A 20,555-nucleotide genomic window follows, 5' to 3' on the forward strand; every position below is an offset into this window, starting at 1 on the left:
CGTGCTCGGTGTACGCCACCGTCCCGTCGACCCCAGATGTGGTGCCCCAGGCGTCACATCAGCCCCACGGGTGGTGTCGCGACACGCGGTGACACCCCGGCGATCGGGCCGCTGCACCCCCTCTGACCTGGGCAAACAGCCGTTCGGACGATCTTCGGCCGCTCCTGCTTGCGTCCCACGTCACACGCGGGGCATGATGAGCACAACATCTAGTGGTTACACCGATGTAGTTCGTCCACATCTTGTGCACACGAAACACCGGTCGTCCACAGGTTGTTCACACCACAGTCCACCGATCCGTCCACAGGGGAGGCCCGCCAGCATGCACTGTCCGTTCTGTCGGCACACCGACTCCCGGGTCATGGACTCGCGCACGACGGACGACGGCGCGGCCATCCGGCGCCGCCGTCAGTGCCCCGAGTGCGGCCGCCGCTTCACGACGGTCGAGACCGCCAGCCTGTCGGTCGTCAAGCGCTCCGGGGTCACCGAGCCGTTCAGCCGCGCCAAGGTCCTCGTCGGGGTCCGCAAGGCCTGCCAGGGCCGGCCGGTCACCGAGGACGACCTCGCCCTCCTCGCACAGCGCGTCGAGGAGACCATCCGCTCGCAGGGCAGCGCCGAGATCGACGCCCACGAGGTCGGTCTCGCCGTCCTCGAGCCGCTCCGTGAGCTCGACGAGGTCGCGTACCTGAGGTTCGCCTCGGTGTACCAGGCCTTCGACTCCCTGGCCGACTTCGAGGCGGCCATCACCCTCCTGCGCGCCGAGCACGACGCGACGGGGGAGGAGCCGCAGGTCAGCAGGCCTGTCGGACCCCAGCAGTAGAACAGCACCAGAAGGTCACCACGCCCCGGGACGTCCGGGGCAGAAGAGAGGGATGAGGCATGACCGAGACCGCCGGAGCACGTGCAGGTGCCCGTAAGTCCGCCAAGGCCAAGGGGGTGCAGATCGAGCGGATCTACACCACCCCGGGGGTGCACCCGTACGACGAGGTGACCTGGGAGACGCGTGACGTCGTCCAGCAGAACTGGAAGACCGGCGAGACGATCTTCGAGCAGCGGGGCGTCGAGTTCCCCGACTTCTGGAGCGTCAACGCCTCGACGATCGTCACGACGAAGTACTTCCGCGGCGCCGTCGGCACCGAGGCGCGCGAGACGGGGCTCAAGCAGCTCATCGACCGCGTCGTCCTCACGTACGTCAAGGCCGGCAAGGACCACGGCTACTTCGGCTCGCCCGAGGACGCCGAGATCTTCGAGCACGAGCTGACCTACGCCCTGCTGCACCAGGTGTTCAGCTTCAACTCGCCGGTCTGGTTCAACGTCGGGACCAAGAGCCCGCAGCAGGTCAGCGCCTGCTTCATCCTCTCCGTCGACGACTCGATGGACTCGATCCTCAACTGGTACAAGGAGGAGGGCTTCATCTTCAAGGGCGGCTCCGGTGCCGGCCTGAACCTCTCCCGCATCCGCTCCTCCAAGGAGCTGCTGTCCTCCGGCGGCACCGCCTCCGGCCCGGTCTCCTTCATGCGCGGCGCCGACGCCTCCGCGGGCACCATCAAGTCCGGTGGCGCCACCCGCCGCGCGGCGAAGATGGTCGTCCTCGACGTCGACCACCCGGACATCGAGGAGTTCGTCGAGACGAAGGCGCGCGAGGAGGACAAGATCCGCGCCCTGCGCGACGCCGGCTTCGACATGGACCTCGGCGGCAAGGACATCACCTCCGTCCAGTACCAGAACGCGAACAACTCGGTCCGCGTCACCGACACCTTCATGCGCGCGGTCGAGGAGGGCACAGACTTCGGGCTCACCTCGCGCCAGGACGGCTCGGTCATCGAGACCGTCGACGCCCGTGAGCTCATGGGCAAGATCGCCAAGGCCGCGTGGGAGTGCGCCGACCCGGGCATCCAGTACGACGACACGATCAACGACTGGCACACCAACCCCGAGACCGGCCGGATCACCGCGTCCAACCCGTGCTCGGAGTACATGTCGCTCGACAACTCCTCGTGCAACCTCGCCTCGCTCAACCTCCTGAAGTTCCTCAAGGACGACGACACCTTCGACGCCGAGACCTTCCAGAAGGTCACCGAGCTCGTCATCACGGCGATGGACATCTCCATCTGCTTCGCGGACTTCCCGACCGAGTCGATCGGCGAGACGACGCGTGACTACCGCCAGCTCGGCATCGGCTACGCCAACCTCGGCGCGCTGCTCATGGCCACCGGCCACGGCTACGACTCCGACGGTGGCCGCGCCCTCGCCGCGTCGATCACCTCGCTGCTCACCGGTGCCGCCTACAAGCGCTCCGCCGAGCTCGCCGGGGTCGTCGGCCCGTACGCCGGCTACGCCCGCAACGCCGACGCCCACAAGCGGGTCATGCGCAAGCACGCCGCGGCGAACGACGCGGTCCGCACGATGCACACGATGGACAAGGACATCCACCGGGTCGCGACGAAGGCGTGGGACGCCGTCGTCAAGGTCGGCGAGAAGAACGGCTACCGCAACGCCCAGGCGTCGGTGCTCGCCCCCACCGGGACCATCGGCTTCATGATGGACTGCGACACGACCGGCATCGAGCCCGACTTCTCCCTCGTGAAGTTCAAGAAGCTCGTCGGCGGCGGCTCGATGCAGATCGTCAACCTCACGATCCCGCGGGCCCTGCGCAAGCTCGGCTACACCGAGGAGACCGTCGAGGCGATCGTCGAGTACATCGCCGACAAGGGCCACGTCATCGACGCTCCCGGCCTGAAGACCGAGCACTACGAGGTCTTCGACACCGCGATGGGCGCCCGGGCGATCTCCCCGATGGGCCACGTGCGGATGATGGCGGCGACCCAGCCGTTCCTCTCCGGCGCGATCTCCAAGACGGTCAACCTGCCGGAGACGGCCTCGGTCGAGGAGATCGAGGAGGTCTACGTCCAGGGCTGGAAGCTCGGGCTCAAGGCGCTCGCGGTCTACCGCGACAACTGCAAGGTCGGCCAGCCGCTGTCCGACGGTGGGTCCACCGCCAAGGACAAGGCCGCGGACGCGGTCAAGGCCGCCGAGGCCGAGATCGTCGAGAAGGTCGTCTACCGGCCGACCCGCGAGCGGCTGCCGAAGCGTCGTGGCTCGCAGACGACGTCCTTCACCGTCGGTGGTGCCGAGGGCTACCTCACCGCCGGCACGTACGAGGACGGCCGCCTCGGCGAGGTGTTCCTCAAGTTCGGCAAGCAGGGCTCCACGCTCGCCGGTGTCATGGACGCCTTCTCGATCGTCACCTCGGTCGCGCTGCAGTACGGCGTGCCGCTCGAGACGTTCGTCGAGAAGTTCACGAACATGCGCTTCGAGCCGGCCGGCATGACGGACGACCCGGACGTGCGGATGGCGCAGTCGCTCATGGACTACGTGTTCCGCCGGCTGGCGCTGGACTACATGGACTTCGACACCCGCTCGTTCATGGGGATCCACACCGCCGAGGAGCGGGCGCGCCAGCTCGAGACCGGCTCCTACGCCCCGGTGACCGACGAGTCCGACGAGGAGCTCGAGGGCGAGATCGAGGGCCTGGCCGCCGGGATCGGCGCCACGTCCAAGCGTGCCGCGGAGGAGTCCGCCTCGGCCCCGGCCGCGGCGAGCGAGTCCTCGGCCGACGCGACCTCGGCGTCGACGACGGCGTCCGGCTCGGGTGCCGCCTCGGCCCGTCAGGTGTCGGGGGAGATCCACTCCTCGGCCGACCTGCTCGCCGCGTTCGGTGACTCCAAGGCCGCCGACGCCCCGATGTGCATGACCTGCGGGACGAAGATGCGCCCCGCCGGCTCCTGCTACGTCTGCGAGGGCTGCGGCAGCACCTCCGGCTGCAGCTGATGTCAGGTCTCACTCGAATGTCAGTGGATTCGCACTGAAATGTCAGTGGAATCGCACGGTTGTGTCAGTGGATTCGCACGAGAGTGTCAGTGATCCAGGTCACATCGGGTGAGTAGAACGCGAGAGGGCGGACCGCTTCGGCGGCCCGCCCTCTCGCGTTGTTGCTGGGGTGGTTGCTCCGGTGTCGGAAGGCGCTCCCGAGCGCGCTCCGCGTGGATCCGGCCGCTCGAATCGCATCTACGCTGATGAGGGACGGAAGAGGTGAAGCCGAGTGGGTGTCGTTGACGCGAACGAGGTCGGGGCGATGACGCCGGAGGCCGACCTGGGTCCTTTCCTCACGATCGAAGCGGTCGCTCGCCGGGGAGGGGTGCCGCTCGGTCAGGTGGCGGAGTGGACCGGCAGCGACCGGCTTGTGGCTGTCCCGACGTCCGACGGCTCAGCGCTGTACCCGGCGGCGCAGTGGCCGAACGGGTCAGCGGTGGGACCTCATGAGGTGGGCGTCGCTGAGGTTGTGAAGGTCCTTCGCGAGGCGGGGTGCGGCTGGCTGACGATCGCTCAGTGGTTCCAGGCCTCTGACCAGCGCTTTTCCGGAATGAACGCCTGGCAGTGGCTCCATGCTGGTGGCGCGATGGCGCGGGTCGTGTCGGCTGCCCGCTCGGACGCGGCGCGGTGGGCGCAATGACCGGCTGAGCGCGGTGCTAGCGCTGGATCGGGGTGCGTTGGGGCGGCTCCCAGTCGGTGTCGAGGTCGTCGAGAAGGGCGAAGCGCAGGTGCTCGGACGGCATGAACCGTTGCTCGCCGGACGGGCCGAGGGTGATGGCGCCTCGGTTGATGAGCATCCCGATCTGGACCTGGGTGTCGTTGGGCAACTCGCGGCTGCTCAAGGTTCCGTTGAGGATGTTCTTGAGGGTGCGCGCGGCGCCGTGGTGTAGGCCGTCGTGGGCGTCGTGCCTCTGGTTGAGTTCGCTGATCGTGGCGCTCAGTCCCGTTCCGCGGGAGGCGATCGCGACGCCGGGAACGGTGGCGATCTTCATGCCGAGGGGTTCGAGGCGAGCGTCGAGGTCGGTGATGGCCGCATGGGTTCGGGGGAGGTCCCAGCCGAGGACGGCCGCGATCCGGCGTGTGGGCTGCCGACGTCTGACGGCGGCAAGAATCTGCGCGAGGACGATCGCGTCGTCCTGATGCTCGCGGGAGGGTTCGGGGAGGGGCTCGGTCAGGAGGTCGTCGAGGGAGAGGCCTGTGGCGCGGGCGCACGCCAGGATGTCGCTGATGGCGAGGCCGGGGCTGGCTTCGTTCCGGAAGAGCATGGCGCGCAGGACTTGCTGCGCGATGCCGGTGGCTCGGCAGAACTCGCGGTCGGTGTAGTGGTGGCGCAGGAGCGCCTCGCGTAGGAGTTGTCCGTTGATGTAGACGGCCATGAGGGTGCTTTCAGGTCAGTGGGGAGAGGCGGACGCCGATGGTCTTGCGCCACGTGTCCTTGCGGCTGTCGTTGAACTTGGCTTGGGCGGTGACAACCGGAATGAGAAGTTCCCGTCCGGCGTGCCGGAGTTCCGCGCGCAACGGGGCCGCCCCTGCGGTGATGAAGAGGTCGTCATCCGCGGCGGTCTGGGTCTGCCGGGCGAAGCGCTGCGCTCGCATGAAGACGCGGGCGTCGTCACTGAGGGGAGAGCCGAGGCCTGCGACGTTGCCGGTCGGGTCCACGTCGTGCAGTCGCAGGGTCGCGATGTCGTTGGTGGTCAGACCTGCGTCGCAGAGGGCAACGGCGGCGGAGCGCCAGGGTGTGCGGTAGGCGCGCAGCGAGCGGATCTCTGCTGGGGTGAGTTGCCGGTGCAGGTCGCGGCGCATCGCGGTGCGCAGGGTCGGCATCCACACGTAGAGGTGGATCCCGGCCTTGAAGAGGGCGGCCTGGGTCGCGCGGGCGATCGTGACGGCTGCGCCCTCGCTGGTGACAGACGAGATGCGGGCGCGGAGGAAGTCGGAGACGTCCTCGGGGGTGCTGACCTGTTCGGCGTTCACGGCATGGAAGGTGCGCACGTAGAGGTCGTCGACGACGGTGAACTCCTCATGGGGGAGGAGGTCCCTGCACATCCCTCGGAAGGCGTAGAAGTCCACGTCGGGCAGGAACGCGGGGAATGGGGAGACGTCAGATGCCGGGATGGGGTGCTGGGGGCGGCTGACGCTGTCGATGCGGTCCAAGAGCGGTGGCAGGGCGGGGTCGATCGTTCCGCCGTGGTCCTCGACCCAGTCGGGCAGTGCCCCGGTGACGTCCTCGTCCTGGGTGAGGGCGATGTCGCAGTGCGCGCTCTGGCCCAGGTCGAGCAGGAACGTGAGCAGGTGCGGCCAGGACGTGAGGTGCGCGTTGCGCACGACGACCAGGCGGATGTCGTACGCGCGCAGCCAGCAGGTGAGGAGGCGGACGTCCTCGGCGTGGTTCTGTCCGGCCCCGGCGATGTCGTGGCGCGCGCCGAGGCCGCGGAGCAGGTCCTGGCTGATGCCCCACGAGTTGCGCGTCATCGTGACGGACGCGGTCAGGACACCGCTACTGGGGTCGGTGTCCGGGACGGACTCCCACGCGAAACGGCTCGACGGGGTAGGGGAGAGGGTGAGGTTCATGCCGCCTGCTCCTGGTCCGGGGGCGGGAGGATCCCGGCGATGGCGTTCAGATCGGCCGCGGTGACGGTCCCGGTCACAGTGGTGGAGTCGAGCCAGCGGACGGTGTTGCTCCACAGACGCAGGAGCCCGTGGCACGCGACCCGGTCGTGGTGGAGGAGGTCCTCGGTGTTCGCGTCGGCGAACCGGCTGTCGAGGTCTCGCACAGTGTCCAGGAGCGTTCGGCCGGTCAACGGCTGGAAGAAGGTGTGCCCCATGACGCGGCTCTTCAACTGCGGGTAACGGGTGAGCGCGGTGAGGATGCCGGTCCCGACGAGCACGATCGGGAACTGCTGGCGGGACTCCTCCCACAGCCAGGTCAACTGCTGCATGGTCTGGACCTGCGCCGCCTGGCACTCATCGACGATGAGGACGCCGTCCCACTCGCTGAGGACCGGCAGGAGGTCGTGCTGCATCTGGTAGCGCGTCCCGGTCGGTTCCAAACCGGTGACGGTCCGGTAGGTCGCGCGCAGAAGTTCCAGCGGCGCTGGCCTGGCCGCCATCGTGATGATCGCGGACGGGATGCCGACGGTCTCGGCGAAGTGCCGAACGCACGTGGTCTTCCCGGTGCCGGGCGGTCCGTCGATCGCGACGAGCCCGTTGACCGCGACCGCCCCTCTGGCCAGGCGCCGCCCCATCGTGAAGTGGGAGGTGCGGATCAGGTTGACGTTCAGGCCCGCCTCGACCTGCGTCTTCGCCTTCGCTGTGCTGTTCATGCGTCCTCGTCATCTAGGGCCGCGAGCCAGGACTCGGTCGCGGGGTCGGTCTTCGGGGTCGGTCGCGCGGGAACCCGCGGGAGCCGCGGGCGAGGCTGGGTCGCCCGCGCGTTGATCTCTGCGGTCAGGGACGGCCCGACCTCGTCTGCGCCGTCGTCGTCGGTGGACGCGACCTGCGCGTTGACGGCGTCAGCGAAGTGGCGGCGGGCGGCGACGACTCCGTGCTCGATCGCGGTCGCGGCCCGCTCCTGCTGGGCCCGCGCGGCCATGAACTTCGCCCTCGCCTTCGGTGGGAGCGACCCGGCCTCGAACGCCTCACCGACGTACTGGCCGTTGGCGGTGTAGAGGTGGATCGAGTCCCGCAACGTCGGCAGGTACCGCACCAGGTAGCGGCGCCCGAACTGGACGTCGGCGCTGACGTACTGCCGGTTGTCGTACTGGATGCCGTTCTTCGTGGCCTGGTAGGTGCGCTCCGCGGTGTGCAGCATCGACTGGACCGCGATCGAGGCGTCGATCGGGTGCCGTTCGGTCGGGTCCTTGGCGTACACGGCCAGGCGGGTCTGGTTCCCGAGGCGCTCGACGGGCACGTTGCGGTTCAGGTCGTCCACGACCTCGCGCAGCGCGAGCGTGAACGCCTTCCAGGACCAGACCGTGTTCGGGTCGAGCCGGTCCATCTGGGTGACCGGGATGTGGCGGCGCATGTTCTTGCGGGTCGTGCCCGCGTCGGTCGCGCCGGGTGCCCGGTTCGCCAGGCGCTGGTTCAGCAGCCCGATCGCGCGCTCGGCCTTGCCGTTCTGCCACGACGAGTACGGGTGCGTCGGGGACAGCAGCCAGCCGAGGTTCTGCGCCCCGGCGCGCATCGCGGGCCCGAAGTGCGCGGCCGCGTTGTCCAGGACGACCTGCTCGGGAACGCCGCCGACCTTGACGCCGTAGTAGTCGCGCTCGGTCGCGGCCTCCACGAGGGCCGCAGCGACCATGTCGCCGTTGACGTCGGTCTTCCACGGGACGGCGTGGATCAGCCCGGAGTAGCCGTCCACGACGACCGTGACCTGGGCCCGGATCGGGGACTTCTCCCGGTGCGAGGGCCACACGAACACGTCCAGGATCGTGTGGTCGAGGTGGAAGGTGTGGTTGCGGTGTGGGGGAGTGTGCTTGAGGTAGAGCCGGTTGTTCACCAGGCCCTTGAACCCGTGGATCGCGGCCTCGCGCAGGCCCGGGTCGCAGTTGTCCAGCGCCCGCATGAACGTCGCGTAGGAGCACTCGACCTCGCCCGCGTCCCGCAGCCGCCGCCACGCCGAGCGCGCGTTCTGCTCGTCGGCGATGACCGTCAGGTGCATCGTCGTGATCTTGAACCCGCGCCGCCGGATACCCACCGGGACCGGCGCGAGGGCCTCCCGCAGGATCGGGTCGCGCAGCCATCGGTAGATCGTTCGCTGCGTCACCCCGTAGAGGGCCGCGACACGGTTCACGTGTGCGCTCGACGGGGACTGGCCGCCGCCGAGGCGCAGCAGGGACGCGACGACCGCCTGCCGGGCCGTGATGTCGTACGTCGTCACGCCGCACCGCCGAGAGTCAGCGCGGTGGGGGCGAGCACGGACTCAGCCAGGGGGATGACCTCACCGCCGGGGTCGACCAGGACGCAGTCGTAGGTGTGGCCGGTGACCACGAGCCGGACCCCGGTGAACGCGTCGCCGAACATGGCAGACCCCGCGCTCAGGTAGCGCTCGATCTGGTCGTAGGTGCGCCAGTCCCAGACCGTGCGGGCGTGCCGCCACACCTTGATCTCGTCGAACCAGACCCCACAGTCCGGGTGAGACCAGGCCAGGTCGACCCGGCCCCTCACGACAGGGACCTCCGCCCCCAGGAACGTCGCGCCCGCTGATGGCAGGAACCGGGTGACGTACTTGCTCGCGTGCCCGGCGACGAGCATCCGCGTCTTCACCGCTCCGCGACCGGGCGGGACGACGTCTTCGGTGGCGGCCAGGACGGCCGCGACAGCATCCGCGACCGGCGCGCCGAGACACGTGTCCGCGACCCTTCCGATGACGGTGTGGACCAGGACAGCGACGTGGCTGTCCCGGGTCTGCTGGTCCCGCGACGGGGACCCCGACGCGGCGTAGATCGGGTAGGGGAGCGGACGCGAGGCGAACACCCCCGGGACGGCATGCAGGTCACGCATGACGGATCTCCATCTTCATCTGTGCACGGTTGACACCCCACCCGGCCGCGCCGTAGGGCCGACGCTTCGAGCGAGCCCCCGAACCCCCATCCACCCGGCTAGGGAACCGAGCAAGCGAACAGACGTTCGAGTGTCGACGGACGGTAGACGCCCCCACCGACTGGAGCCCCCACCCGGCCCCGCGGCCACCGACTGCTCGCGACATCTGCTCTCCCTTGCGCTGCCGCCCCGGACCACCCGAAGCGCGCACCACCAGAGAAACCGTCCGGACCGTCCGCGAATGATCGCTTTGGACGCGAAGGCGTCCAGAGACGTCCAGAGACCGGCCGAGACATCCCGGATCGACGCATATACGATGTGGCAAGCAATCTGGGGAAATGCGCAGGTCAGCAACCATCGGGAGCGCAACTCGTCCGCCCGGCCGGGCGCCGGGTGCTGTGCTCGTCTCTGGACGTCCAGAGACTCCGAAGTGCGTCCAGAGACCGCAGCAACGGCCCCAGAGCCGGACGGAAAGGACCGAAGGCATGCCACTCCCCATGGGGATCACCCTCGGAGCCGACACCCCCGCCCGGTCCCGGCCGCACGTCGAGACCGGCGGTGAGCGAAACCGGCCAGCCGACGACGGCACCCAGTGGTGCGCCACCTGCGACACCACCGTCAACCCCCGCCCCAGCCCGATGAAGTTCTGCGCCCGATGCCGCAAGCAGCGAGACGCTCACAGACAGCGCGACGGCCGCCAAGGACAGGGGCGCGACGCGATCGCCGTCAGTACCGCCCACATTCGCAGGATCATCACCGCCAACAGGACGTTGCAGAGCCGCGTCTCCGTCGCCTCCGCCGAGAACCAGCCCGGCTCAGAACAGCCAACCTGGCTCGATGATCTCCTCATCGCCAGCAAGCGCCTCGCCCTCGCGGTCGACGACCTGGAAAGAGAACTACGGCAGCCGAGACGTAGCAGCACTCGTTGAAGCAGACGCCGACTGGGCACTCGCGCCTACTCGGTGGGTCGCCGCGGCTTCGGTGAGGTCCTCGACTACAGCCCGGGGCCTCGGGCAGAACAGCGCCCCGGACCGGCAAACTCGTCATACTGATTCAGTGACGACCGAAGAGGAGCGCCCCCCACCGAAGTGGAGACCCGGCACCAACCCGGGACCGCCGATGCACCGAGTCATCGAGCAGGGATTCACAAATCCTGACGCGCCGGATGAAGATGAGATTTGGCGCTCCGAGTATTGGAGCAGCCCGTCATTCCTCGTCAACGAGGCCGCCATCCAATCACGATGGGGACAGTACGTCCGCAGGCTCAAGCGGCGTGCCAACGCCCGACGCCATGGCTAGTGCGCAGATTCGCCGGGTCGTCACGTGGGGCAGCGGCTTGCCGTCCGCACGGCGCTGACACGAGCGGAAGGTCAGATGGCCGACGCGGAACCGACTGAGCCCCCTCCGAACGGGACAGGATGGAGCGCGTGCCCACGACATTGCTCATCGCGACCTCGCCTCGCTCGACCTGGATCACCAGCCCGGACAAGGAGACGGCCGAGAACGTCGCTACTGTTCTGGGAGATCGGGCCTACGAGGTCCGTCGAGGTGGTGTCCTCGACCCGTTCACCGTCGATGTGGACATCGGTGTCACAGCCCTAGAGGCGGGCGAACTCCTCATGGCCGCTGGCTACACCTTCCGGTGGCACGCCGACCAGCATCCACGGAACCGCGGCCACACAGCCTGGGGAATCCCCGTCCAGGAGGAGTGAGCGCAGCGACGCAGACCGCGGCGCTGCTGCCGCGTTTCACGATCGCCGCAAGGTCACCCGGGGCCCGTTAGGGACTGCCTGGCACGTTGCCGCGTTGGACGGCGGGCAGTCCTGCCCGAATGGGATGATGGACACGTGAAGGGGGCGCCCACGATGGGATGGCGGAAGTATCGGATCGCTGGGGGCTACATCGCGCTCATGCTGACGCTGTACATCATCATGCAGGTCGGCTGGCGGCTCGATGAGGACTCGTGGGTCGCCTGGCTCGCGTACCCCTTCTACGTCCTCCTGCTGCCCGTCGGCATCCCCGTCTTCTTCGTGACGGCCGTCGCCTCCGCAATGCTCGGCGGCTACCTCGGCGACCCCCGCTCCGAACTCGTCGCTCCCGTCGGCGCGCTGGTCACCGTTGTCCTCAACGCGCTGCTGTTCCACTCGCTCGCGACGGCCCGTCACCCGCGTCGGTCGCCCCATGACGAACCACAGCCAGCCGAGCCCTCATCGTGAGACTCGCCTGACGGCAGTACCGGGCCCGGCAGCAGGGCATCGGTCGCTGCGACTGAACCGGCAACAAGAGCCGTCAGCCACATCCTCCGGTCCCTGCGCCGATGTTCCAGCAGTCGTCCGCCGCGGACGATAGGTTCGACACCGGAACACATCGGGAGGGATTGCTCGTGCCGTCACCCAAGGGGCGACTCGAACTGTCGTGGATGGGCAAGAACCTTGCCCTCGTGCCAGCCAGCGACGGCCGCTACGACTACACCTGGGTGGACCCGACGGACCCCCGCGTTCGCGAGGTCCGCTCGATCGAAGAAGTCGGGACGGTCGGCGACGACGGCACCAATGACAACCTCCTGCTCGTCGGGGACTCGGGCGACGCCCTGCGGTCGCTGACGACGATCCCGGAGTACTCGCAGCGGTACCGCGGCAAGGTCAAGTTGGTCTACATCGACCCGCCGTTCAACACCAAGCAGGTCTTCGCCCACTACTCCGACCAACTCGAACACTCGGTGTGGCTGACGCTCATGCGCGACCGCCTCAAGGCGATCGTGCCGCTCCTGGCTCCCGACGCCTCGATCTGGGTTCACCTGGACGACATGGAGGTGCACCGGATGCGCCTGCTGCTCGACGAGGTCATCGGCATCGACAAGAGCGCTACCCAGATCGTCTGGCAGAAGCGCACGACCCGCGAGAACCGGTCCGCGTTCAGCGACAACCACGACCACCTCCTGGTCTACACCCGAGGTCCGGTCAAGCAGTGGCGCGACGTCCGCAACCGGCTGCCCAGGACCGACGCGACCAAGAACCCCGACGGTGACCCCCGCGGCCCGTGGGACAGCATCCCGTTCACGGCCCAGGGCAGCAGGGCCAACCAGATGTACAAGATCACCACCCCGACCGGTGTCGTGCACGACCCTCCCCGTAACCGGTGCTGGGGCGCGAAGGAGGACGAGTTCGAACGGCTCCTGGCCGACGGACGCGTCTACTTCCCCAAGGGTGGCAACGGTCGACCCCGGATCAAGCAGTTCGCGTCCGAGGCCCCAGGTCTGGTCCCGCACACGATCTGGCTCGCGTCGGAGGTCGGCTCCAACGACGAGGCCAAGAAGCACATCCAGGCGATGTTCCCCGACGTCACACCCTTCGACACCCCGAAGCCGGAACGGCTCCTGGAACGGATCATCGGGATCGCGACCAACCCCGGCGACCTCGTCCTGGACTGCTTCGCAGGGTCGGCAACCACCGCCGCGACCGCCCACAAGATGGGCCGCCGCTGGGTGACCGTCGAACTCCTCGACGCCACCGCACAGACCTTCATCGTCCCCCGCCTCACCGCCGTCGTCGAGGGCACCGACCCCGGTGGGATCACCAGCCGCACCAGCCGGGTCCCCGTCGAGGACCTCCCGCCGGACGTGACACCCGCCGACGCCCAGACGTTCACGACGCTCCTGGGCAAGGTTGCCAAGACTCTCGACGGCCTCGACGAGGCCACCGTCAAAGCGCTGCGTGAAGCAACCCGCACCCGGAACGAGACCGAGACGACATGGCAGGGCGGGGGAGGGTTCACCATCGCCCGGGTCGGCCCGTCCATGTACGAGGTCGACGAGGACACCGGCACGGTGTTCCTGTCACCGGACGCCACGAACGGGGCCTGGTCCAAGGCCGTCGCCGGACAACTGAAGTTCACCCTCACACCCGACCACCCCGTCTTCTGCGGGCGACGGAACCGGCAGCGCCTCGCCGTCATCGACGGAGTCGCCGACGACGCCGTAGTCCGCGCCCTCGTCCAGCACCTCGCCGACGGCGAGACCGTCACGGTCGTCGCCAAAGCCGCCCTGCCGGAGGCCGCGACCCTCCTGCGCGACCTCCGGCCCGGATCCCGGCTGAGGATCGCCCCCGATGACCTGTTCCCAGCGACCACAGTGAAGTGACATGCGCACGAACATCACCCACGACCCCGACCTGATCGCCGAGATCGCTGCCCGGTTCGACCTGCGCGAACCGAACCGGCAAGCCCTCGACGACCTCGTCACCTGGCTCGCCGGAAGCGAACCCGACACCGACAGCGAAGCCGTCGCCGACCTCGCCACCGGGGTCGGCAAGACCTACCTGATGTCCGCGCTCGTGGAGTACCTGGCACACCAGGGCGTCCGCAACGTCCTCATCGTCACCCCCGGCTCGACCATCCAACGCAAGACCATCGACAACTTCGACGCAGCCAGCCGCAAGTACGTCCCCGGCGCCGACCTCGTCCCCGTCGTCATCACCCCCGAGACCTTCCGCACCGCCGAGACCGGCACGCTCCTGCACGACACCGCGGCCCTCAAGGTGTTCGTGTTCAACGTCCAGCAACTCCTCGCGCCCACCGCCGAAGCCACCCGCCGCACCCGGCAGGACGACGAGAACATCGGAGGGGCGCTCTACGAGCACCTCCAGAACGCGACCGACCTGTTCGTCATCGCCGACGAGCACCACCTCTACTCCTCACGGGCCCGCGCGTTCAACGCCGCCATCAGCGACCTCGGCTCCGAAGCCCTCATCGGACTCACCGCCACCCCCGCCCCAGAGCACCTGCCCAAGATCAGGTCGCGCTACACCCTCGGCCAGGCCATCGCCGACGGCTACGTCAAGACCCCCGTCATCGTCTACCGCCGCGACGGCACGACCGACGAACGCACCCAACTGCGAGACGCATGCTCCCTCCTGCGCGTCAAGGAGCAGGCCTACAGCGCGTACCGGACAGCCAACCCCGACGCGGCCGCAGTCAAGCCCGCACTCTTCGTCGTCTGCGGATCCATCGAGCACGCCGACCAGACCGGAGCGACCCTCGCCCAGCCCGACTTCATCGGCGACGGTGACGCCGTCCTACACGTCACATCGCACTCCACCGACGAAGCCCTCCAAGCCCTCGCCGACGTCGAGAACCCCGACTCGCCGATCCGCGCGATCGTCAGCGTCAACATGCTCAAAGAAGGGTGGGACGTCAAGAACATCGCCGTCATCGTCGCCCTGCGAACCCTGGCCTCCCAGGCGCTCACCGAACAGATCCTCGGCCGAGGCCTCCGACTTCCCTTCGGGGCCAGGACCGGCATCGCCGCCGTGGACCAGGTAGACCTCGTCGCCCACGACTCCTACCGGCAACTCCTCGACCAGCGCAACGTCCTCGTCCAGCGGCTCCAGGCCACCCCCACCACCCGCGACGTCGACGAGCACGGAGCCGCCACCGTCAGCCCCGACCCAGTCGGCAGCGGCGGCAGCGGCCAGCCCGCGCCGAGCAGCGGCAACGCGGCCCCCACCGCCGACGACAGCGCCAGCGACGACGCAGAGAACAGCGGCACCACAGAGAGCGGGGGAGCACCCACCGACCTCGACGTCCCCTCCGGTGACGGCACCACCGTCATCGGCTTCGACGAGACCGACACCCGCACCAACACCCCGCCGCCACAACTGCACGACCGGACCCCCGGCTCGCCCCAGATCGTGTTCCCGCGGCGAGAGCCCCGCATCACCCGCGTCGACTTCACCCTCGCCAACGTCCCCAACAGCGCCGCCGAACGCGCCGGGCAAGAGTTCACCCGAGACACCCCCACCTTCATCTTCCGCGACGCCCTCGAAGCCGAACACGACGGTGAGGACGTACGCATCACCGTCCGCCCCCAGGAACACGCCCGAGCCATCCAAGACCACGTCATCATCACCCGCGTGCGAGACGACCTCACCGAGACTGTCCTCCGCCAGCCCGAGGTGCCCCGCACGCGAGAGTCCCTCGGCGGCTGCCGACGCATCGTCGACGCGTTCCTCAAAGGCGCCGGAGTCACCAGCGACGACCAGACCGCCGAATGGACCGAACGCCGACGACAGGCCGCCCTCGAAGGCATCAGGGCCCTCATCCGCGACGCCATCCGGAACCGCGAGACCCGGATGGAACACGTCCTGGCCCCCATCACCCTCTCCGACCACGCCACCCTCGTCCACGGCGACGCCCTCGACGCCTACAACGACACCTTCATCCGGCACACACAGTTCACCGGCTGGCAGCGCAGCATCACCCCCGCCGTCACCTTCGACGCCCGCACCACCGAATGGGAACTCGCCCACCTCCTCGACCGCGACCCCAACATCGCCTGGTGGCTCCGCCTCACCCCCAACGACCCCGCCTACATCAGCCTCGACACCGGCGGCCGCTACTACCCCGACTTCGTCGCCATCGACACCAGCGGCACCCACTGGCTCATCGAAGGCAAAGCAGACCGGCACGCCGCCGACACCGACGTCACCGCCAAGCGGGAAGCCGCCGAAACCTGGGCTCGGTCCGTCCAAGACAGCGGCCACGAACCCCCATGGCGGTACATGTTCGCCACGGAAACCCACATCCGAGCAGCAGCCGGATCCTGGGACGCCCTCATCGCCGAGACCAGGCCCGAGTAGAGAAACAGCAGGACGCAGAAGGTGTCGGCGGTACGGCATACCTTCTTGAGGAAGGAAGGAGCGTGACCCCCATGAAGCCGGTCAGTGACCTGCTCGACGACTGCGCCGAAGAGACCAAGGACGTCCTCGACAAGAACCCACCCGTCGAAGACGTCGACCCAGATGACCTAGATGCGAACGACCTCCCAGACGCCAAGAACAAGACCTGGTACCGGCTCGAAGACGTCGTCGCTGTCTTCGCCGACCTCCAAAACTCCACGGCACTCGGGCTCGGTAAGCACGCCGCCAGTACCGCGGCGATCTACCGCGCCGCGACCGGCAACGTGGTGCACATCATGAACAAGTTCGAAGCGGACTATATCCAGATCCAGGGCGACGGCGTCTTCGCGATCTTCTGGGGGGAGCGGCGTTACGAACGAGCCCTCTGCGCGGGTGTCACCGCCAAGACTTTCAGTGAAGAGACCCTCGTCCCGAAACTCGAAGCACGCTGGAAGGGCGGACCCGAAACCGGGTTCAAGGTCGGGATCGCCTCTCAGCGCACGCTCGTCAAGAACCTCGGCACTCCTCGCAACGAGAACGAGCAGGAGCCGGTGTGGGCGGGCAAGCCCGTGAACTACGCCGCAAAGGCAGCCCAGCAAGCCTTACGCCACGAACTGATTGTCACTGGTTCGGTCTGGGACTTCATCAGCGGCAACGACTATCTCTCGGTCACCTGCGCGTGCGATCCCGGGCCGAACCTCTGGCAGGACGTCTCCATCGAGAAGTTGAACCACGACGAGGACGAAGCCGCAGGGCGCCTCCTCAAGGCGAAGTGGTGCGAGACCTGCCGCGACGATTTCTGCGCCGCCATCCTCGATGGCCAGACACACCGCGACGACGCCGACGGCGTCCGCGATCAGGTGCGGAAGTCCCAGCACGCCACCGCGTTCAGGCTGGCACGAGAACAGAACCGTGCGCAGCGGCGCGCCCACCGCTTCGGAGCCACCTCCTTCGGGCGGCGACGCCGTGGGTAGCCAGACACCCGGCCCCGATCCCGACCACGCGTGGAAGACGCTCTCTCTAGTCAATGACTGGGTCAAGCACGCCGACAGTAAAGTCGGAGCCACCGTGGCTGTCACCGCCGCTACCGCAATCGGGCTCTACAAGGTGTTCGACTCCGTCACCTGCCCCGGATTCGTCGTCATCGCCGCATCCGTCGCTTGCGGCCTGCTGCTTCTCGCGACGGCCGTACAAGCGCTCGTGGCTCTGGTTCCACGTGTGCGCATGCCCAAGGGGCAGGTAGAGACCTACGACAATCCGCTCTACTACCGCCACATCACCCTCGGTCATCCGGCGCCGCAGAAGGAGGCGTACCTCCACCTGCTCGCCGAACTCACCGTGGACCCCGCCCGTTTGACGAAGGCCATCGGTGAGCAGGTGTACGCGAACGCGGCTGTGGCTCAACGCAAGTACGAGTGGAGCAACCGCGCGATCGTGACCCTCGCGGGCGCCGTCGTGTTTCTCGGCATCGCCGCCTTCGCGGCAGTCTGGAAGTGACATGGACGGCAACCACTCGCCGTATGACTTCACGAGCAGCCTCGCCCGGCTGGACGAGATACTCGGCCAGTCACGCGGCCAGTTCGAAGAGGTCTCAGAACTGCCTGATCGAGATCGACTCACGTTCACCAACGGCTTCTACGGTCAGTGGTGCACAGCGGTGTTCGTTGACATCCGTGACTCGTCGTCTCTCCCCGCCCACTACCAGCGGCCTCGACTCGCCAAGATCTACCGTGCCTACATTTCTGAGATGGTGGCCATCCTCAATAGCAGCGATCGGGTTCGTGAGGTGAACATCGTCGGCGATGGGGTCTGGGCCGTGTACAACACGCCCAAGAAGCGCCACAACGATGAGGTCTTCTCCGCGGCCGTCCGAGCCAACAGCCTCGTCGACGTTCTCAACATCAAGATGGCAGCCAAGAACTACACCCAGCCCGTGCGGGTGGGCATCGGAGTTGCAGATGGTCGAGCATTGATGATCAAAGCGGGCCACAAGGGGAGCGGCATCAGTGATGTCGTCTACATGGGCGATGTCGTGAACCGCGCTGCCAAGTTGGCTGCCAAAGGCAGCCTGACCGCCACCACGCCGCCGATCATGGTTGATCGATCGCACTATGCGTTTCTCAACGACTACAACCGAGGCTTCCTCGATTACTCAGCGGCGCACGACTGCTACACCGGCTGGGTCGTCAATACGGCGATGAACGAGTGGGTCCGGGACAACTAGATGCCGCCCTTGGCGGAGGCGGTCCGCCCTAGGAGGGTCAGGCCTGTCGGGCTCCTGCCGACGATGCAGGTCAAGGTGCGGGCACTCGACCGCTTCGACTTGGAGCATTTCTCTTTGCGAACAGAGGCGACGAGGGTGAGTTGAGACGAGTCTGCCGCCCAGGGACGTTCGCCGAGCGCCGCGTCTGCGGCTCCAGAGGGGGCACCGCCGATAGCAACGGCGTAGGAGCCCCGCCAGCAGGCTAGGGACACGCGATCACGAATGCGAGCCGAGCGAACATGACCGGTACAGATAGAGAGGCCAGAAGGGCCGCCGCCGCCGAGGTGCGTCGCGCTCGCAAAGTCATCGAGGGAGCCGCGAGCGTCGCCGCTCACATTGCCGCCGACAAGGCGGAGGCTCAAGTCGACCGCAAGATTTCGCGATGGTGGCGCGAACCGGTGTGGTTGACTGCGAAAAACGGGCGAACTCTTGCACGGTGGTGGGCGGATTGCGACGCAGCGCGCAAAGACATCGTGGATGATCACGATCGCAACCTCGCTGCGTGGGAGTACTACCAGAACACCCCGACGTGGTTCAGGTGCCCTCGATGCCACCACGAGTGGGAGGAAGAGCCGTGGCAGAACGGCTGCCCTGATTGCATCGCCGAGGCGCACAACACACGCAGAGCCGCATGGGATGAGGCCTACAAGACAGAGTTCGACACGACGTACCAGCGGCTCCTCGACGCGGGCGTAGTGATCGCACTTCAAACGACCCAGCCGCGTCGTCAGCGCTGAGAACCGGAGTGACAACGGGATGAGAACTGACAGCTGACGCCGGACGGCAGCACGGCTGTCGAGCACCCGAGGGCCCGGGCGGATCACTCCGCCCGGGCCCTCGGCCGTGTCAGCGCAGGAGGTCGTGGGACAGCGTCCACACGCGCTCCGCCCCGTCCGGGTCCAGGGCGTACCGCGCCACCGTCCCTGCGCAACACCCGGCAGATCGTCGACGCCTTCGGGCCGCTCGCGCCGATGCGGATGCGCTCGCTCGGCGGTGACGGGCCGGAGGTCACGTACGTCCCGTGCGACCTCGCCGACACCCTCGAGCGGGCGGACGACGTCGTCGACGGGCTGCTCGGCGACTGGCGCCCCGAGGACATCGCCCTCCTCACGACCGGGAGCCGGCACGACGAACAGGTCTCGCGGCAGGACCTGCTCGGCCAGGACGGGTACTGGGACACCTTCTGGGACGAGGACCAGGTCTTCTACGGCCACGTCCTCGGGTTCAAGGGGCTCGAGCGCAAGGTCGTCGTCCTCGCTGCGAACGAGTCGGGGGAGCGGGAGCGGTCCCGGGAGCGGCTGTACGTCGGCCTGTCCCGGGCGACCGACAAGCTCGTCGTCGTCGGGCCGCCGGACCTCGTCACCGCGATCGGGGGTCCGGAGGTCGCGAAGCGGCTCGGGATCGACGAGGCTCTCCGACAGAAGAACTGACGAAGGGAAACCCATGGTCACCAATGCGCTGTTCACGGACGTACCGGAGGGTTGGGAGCGTGCCTCCGACGAGCTCATGGAGCGAGGTGTCGAGACGGCGAGACGCGTGCTGGACAGGCCGGCTGCGGTCGACGACGTCGCGCGCTACTACGACCGGGACTCGAACTTCGCCGGTGCGACGTTCCTCGACCTGGGACCCGTCGACCCGTACGCGGTCACGAGCGGTGACCTGCTCGCCATCACCCTGCTGCAGGTGGAGGCCCAACCGCGGCCGGTCCGTCAGCTGCTGGAGATGACGGCGACGAACCGCGAGATCCGCCACCGCCTCACCGAGGAGGTCCTGCCGCTCGACGCGGACCTCACCATGGCCGACAACCCCACGTTGGTCGCCATGGCGGACCTGCACGAGGCCATGAAGCGGGCGCTGGCGCCCTTCGACGGTCGGGCCTCGAACCGGTGGGTCGCGGCGTCGAAGCTGTGCGCTCGCAAGCGCCCGGACCTCTTCCCGGTGCGAGACAGCGTGGTGTGCGACCTGCTCGGGCTCTCCGGCTCGCGCCAGAACTACGAGGTGGACTGGCAGGTGTTCCGGCGGATCATCCAGGACGACGACGTGCGGTCCCGGATCGACGCGGTCGTCGACGAGGCCGCGCAGCGCGAAGGCGTCAACATCGGGCATCCCAACCTGCGCCTTCGCCACCTCGACGTCGTGCTGTGGATGCACGCTCGACGCGGCGGGTCGAAGTCCTAGGGCGGACGACGGGGACCGAATTTCCC

Annotated in this window: 19 protein-coding genes; 14 read left to right on the forward strand and 5 right to left on the reverse strand. The window is 68.0% G+C overall.

Translation table 11 applies throughout. From position 1 onward, the window contains the following. The first annotated feature begins 322 nt into the window (after positions 1–322). The 3 genes from nrdR to KC207_RS13720 all read left to right on the forward strand — a co-directional run bounded on the left by nrdR (position 323) and on the right by KC207_RS13720 (position 4,513). Positions 323–820 carry a transcriptional regulator NrdR gene (nrdR, locus tag KC207_RS13710; RefSeq protein ID WP_211603873.1) on the forward strand — a complete coding sequence of 166 codons (498 nt, stop codon included), beginning with the start codon at positions 323–325 and terminating at the stop codon, positions 818–820. Between the two features lie 59 nt (positions 821–879). Next, positions 880–3,831 carry a vitamin B12-dependent ribonucleotide reductase gene (locus KC207_RS13715; RefSeq protein WP_211603874.1) on the forward strand — a complete coding sequence of 984 codons (2,952 nt, stop codon included), beginning with the start codon at positions 880–882 and terminating at the stop codon, positions 3,829–3,831. Between the two features lie 271 nt (positions 3,832–4,102). Beyond that, positions 4,103–4,513 carry a hypothetical protein gene (locus KC207_RS13720; RefSeq protein ID WP_211603875.1) on the forward strand — a complete coding sequence of 137 codons (411 nt, stop codon included), beginning with the start codon at positions 4,103–4,105 and terminating at the stop codon, positions 4,511–4,513. A gap of 16 nt (positions 4,514–4,529) precedes the next feature. Here KC207_RS13720 and KC207_RS13725 read toward each other — a convergent pair whose 3' ends face one another. Genes KC207_RS13725 through KC207_RS13745 form a run of 5 tightly spaced genes read right to left on the reverse strand, consistent with a single transcriptional unit; the run spans position 4,530 to position 9,375 of the window. After that, positions 4,530–5,249 (reverse strand): helix-turn-helix domain-containing protein, encoded by a 720-nt coding sequence (locus KC207_RS13725; protein ID WP_211603876.1) that lies wholly within the window; start codon positions 5,247–5,249, stop codon positions 4,530–4,532. A 10-nt stretch (positions 5,250–5,259) separates the two neighbouring features. Then, positions 5,260–6,444: a hypothetical protein gene (locus KC207_RS13730; protein WP_211603877.1), complete on the reverse strand. Its 1,185-nt coding sequence runs from the start codon at positions 6,442–6,444 to the stop codon at positions 5,260–5,262. Next, positions 6,441–7,196 carry an AAA family ATPase gene (locus KC207_RS13735; protein WP_211603878.1) on the reverse strand — a complete coding sequence of 252 codons (756 nt, stop codon included), beginning with the start codon at positions 7,194–7,196 and terminating at the stop codon, positions 6,441–6,443. The genes KC207_RS13730 and KC207_RS13735 overlap by 4 nt, the downstream gene beginning before the upstream one ends. Beyond that, the gene (locus KC207_RS13740; protein ID WP_211603879.1) at positions 7,193–8,752 is read right to left on the reverse strand and encodes a TnsB C-terminal domain-containing protein; all 1,560 of its coding nucleotides are present in this window, start codon (positions 8,750–8,752) and stop codon (positions 7,193–7,195) included. The genes KC207_RS13735 and KC207_RS13740 overlap by 4 nt, the downstream gene beginning before the upstream one ends. Further along, positions 8,749–9,375 (reverse strand): hypothetical protein, encoded by a 627-nt coding sequence (locus KC207_RS13745; RefSeq protein ID WP_211603880.1) that lies wholly within the window; start codon positions 9,373–9,375, stop codon positions 8,749–8,751. Before KC207_RS13745 ends, KC207_RS13740 begins: the two co-directional genes overlap by 4 nt. A gap of 524 nt (positions 9,376–9,899) precedes the next feature. On the opposite strand from KC207_RS13745, the gene KC207_RS13750 reads away from it, so the two are divergent. From KC207_RS13750 to KC207_RS13800, 11 genes are all read left to right on the forward strand, one after another. Continuing rightward, positions 9,900–10,343 carry a hypothetical protein gene (locus KC207_RS13750; protein WP_211603881.1) on the forward strand — a complete coding sequence of 148 codons (444 nt, stop codon included), beginning with the start codon at positions 9,900–9,902 and terminating at the stop codon, positions 10,341–10,343. Positions 10,344–10,841: 498 nt separating this feature from the next. Further along, entirely contained in the window at positions 10,842–11,126 is a 285-nt protein-coding gene (locus KC207_RS13755; protein ID WP_211603882.1) for a hypothetical protein, read from the forward strand. A 198-nt stretch (positions 11,127–11,324) separates the two neighbouring features. Next, entirely contained in the window at positions 11,325–11,630 is a 306-nt protein-coding gene (locus tag KC207_RS13760; protein WP_211603883.1) for a hypothetical protein, read from the forward strand. 224 nt (positions 11,631–11,854) lie between these two features. Then, on the forward strand, positions 11,855–13,552 hold the full coding sequence (locus KC207_RS13765; RefSeq protein ID WP_211603884.1) for a site-specific DNA-methyltransferase: 1,698 nt from the start codon (positions 11,855–11,857) through the stop codon (positions 13,550–13,552). Position 13,553: 1 nt separating this feature from the next. Beyond that, positions 13,554–16,049, forward strand: coding sequence for a DEAD/DEAH box helicase family protein (locus KC207_RS13770; RefSeq protein WP_211603885.1), 2,496 nt, complete (start codon positions 13,554–13,556; stop codon positions 16,047–16,049). Between the two features lie 62 nt (positions 16,050–16,111). Beyond that, positions 16,112–17,062: a hypothetical protein gene (locus KC207_RS13775; protein ID WP_211603886.1), complete on the forward strand. Its 951-nt coding sequence runs from the start codon at positions 16,112–16,114 to the stop codon at positions 17,060–17,062. Continuing rightward, positions 17,055–17,585 carry a Pycsar system effector family protein gene (locus KC207_RS13780; RefSeq protein WP_507164784.1) on the forward strand — a complete coding sequence of 177 codons (531 nt, stop codon included), beginning with the start codon at positions 17,055–17,057 and terminating at the stop codon, positions 17,583–17,585. The genes KC207_RS13775 and KC207_RS13780 overlap by 8 nt, the downstream gene beginning before the upstream one ends. Position 17,586: 1 nt before the next feature. Further along, positions 17,587–18,312, forward strand: a complete 726-nt coding sequence (locus KC207_RS13785; RefSeq protein ID WP_211603888.1) for an adenylate/guanylate cyclase domain-containing protein — start codon at positions 17,587–17,589, stop codon at positions 18,310–18,312. Positions 18,313–18,590: 278 nt separating this feature from the next. Further along, positions 18,591–19,088: a hypothetical protein gene (locus tag KC207_RS13790; protein WP_211603889.1), complete on the forward strand. Its 498-nt coding sequence runs from the start codon at positions 18,591–18,593 to the stop codon at positions 19,086–19,088. A 234-nt stretch (positions 19,089–19,322) separates the two neighbouring features. After that, on the forward strand, positions 19,323–19,781 hold the full coding sequence (locus KC207_RS13795) for an ATP-binding domain-containing protein (protein WP_211603890.1): 459 nt from the start codon (positions 19,323–19,325) through the stop codon (positions 19,779–19,781). 106 nt (positions 19,782–19,887) lie between these two features. Then, positions 19,888–20,529, forward strand: coding sequence for a DUF6308 family protein (locus KC207_RS13800; protein WP_211603891.1), 642 nt, complete (start codon positions 19,888–19,890; stop codon positions 20,527–20,529). The last annotated feature ends 26 nt before the right edge of the window (positions 20,530–20,555 follow it).

The sequence above is a fragment of the Phycicoccus avicenniae genome, assembly GCF_018139485.1.
Taxonomy (GTDB): Bacteria; Actinomycetota; Actinomycetes; order Actinomycetales; family Dermatophilaceae; genus Phycicoccus; species Phycicoccus avicenniae.

What these genes read in the sequence shown, in the direction of transcription:
- nrdR (WP_211603873.1), top strand. Translation starts at nt 323, where the DNA reads ATGCACTGTCCGTTCTGTCGGCACACCGACTCCCGGGTCATGGACTCG.
- KC207_RS13785 (WP_211603888.1), top strand. Translation starts at nt 17,587, where the DNA reads ATGGACGGCAACCACTCGCCGTATGACTTCACGAGCAGCCTCGCCCGG.
- KC207_RS13750 (WP_211603881.1), top strand. Translation starts at nt 9,900, where the DNA reads ATGCCACTCCCCATGGGGATCACCCTCGGAGCCGACACCCCCGCCCGG.
- KC207_RS13760 (WP_211603883.1), top strand. Translation starts at nt 11,325, where the DNA reads ATGCTGACGCTGTACATCATCATGCAGGTCGGCTGGCGGCTCGATGAG.
- KC207_RS13795 (WP_211603890.1), top strand. Translation starts at nt 19,323, where the DNA reads ATGCGGATGCGCTCGCTCGGCGGTGACGGGCCGGAGGTCACGTACGTC.
- KC207_RS13730 (WP_211603877.1), bottom strand. Translation starts at nt 6,444, where the DNA reads ATGAACCTCACCCTCTCCCCTACCCCGTCGAGCCGTTTCGCGTGGGAG.
- KC207_RS13790 (WP_211603889.1), top strand. Translation starts at nt 18,591, where the DNA reads ATGACCGGTACAGATAGAGAGGCCAGAAGGGCCGCCGCCGCCGAGGTG.
- KC207_RS13725 (WP_211603876.1), bottom strand. Translation starts at nt 5,249, where the DNA reads ATGGCCGTCTACATCAACGGACAACTCCTACGCGAGGCGCTCCTGCGC.
- KC207_RS13745 (WP_211603880.1), bottom strand. Translation starts at nt 9,375, where the DNA reads ATGCGTGACCTGCATGCCGTCCCGGGGGTGTTCGCCTCGCGTCCGCTC.
- KC207_RS13715 (WP_211603874.1), top strand. Translation starts at nt 880, where the DNA reads ATGACCGAGACCGCCGGAGCACGTGCAGGTGCCCGTAAGTCCGCCAAG.
- KC207_RS13735 (WP_211603878.1), bottom strand. Translation starts at nt 7,196, where the DNA reads ATGAACAGCACAGCGAAGGCGAAGACGCAGGTCGAGGCGGGCCTGAAC.
- KC207_RS13770 (WP_211603885.1), top strand. Translation starts at nt 13,554, where the DNA reads ATGCGCACGAACATCACCCACGACCCCGACCTGATCGCCGAGATCGCT.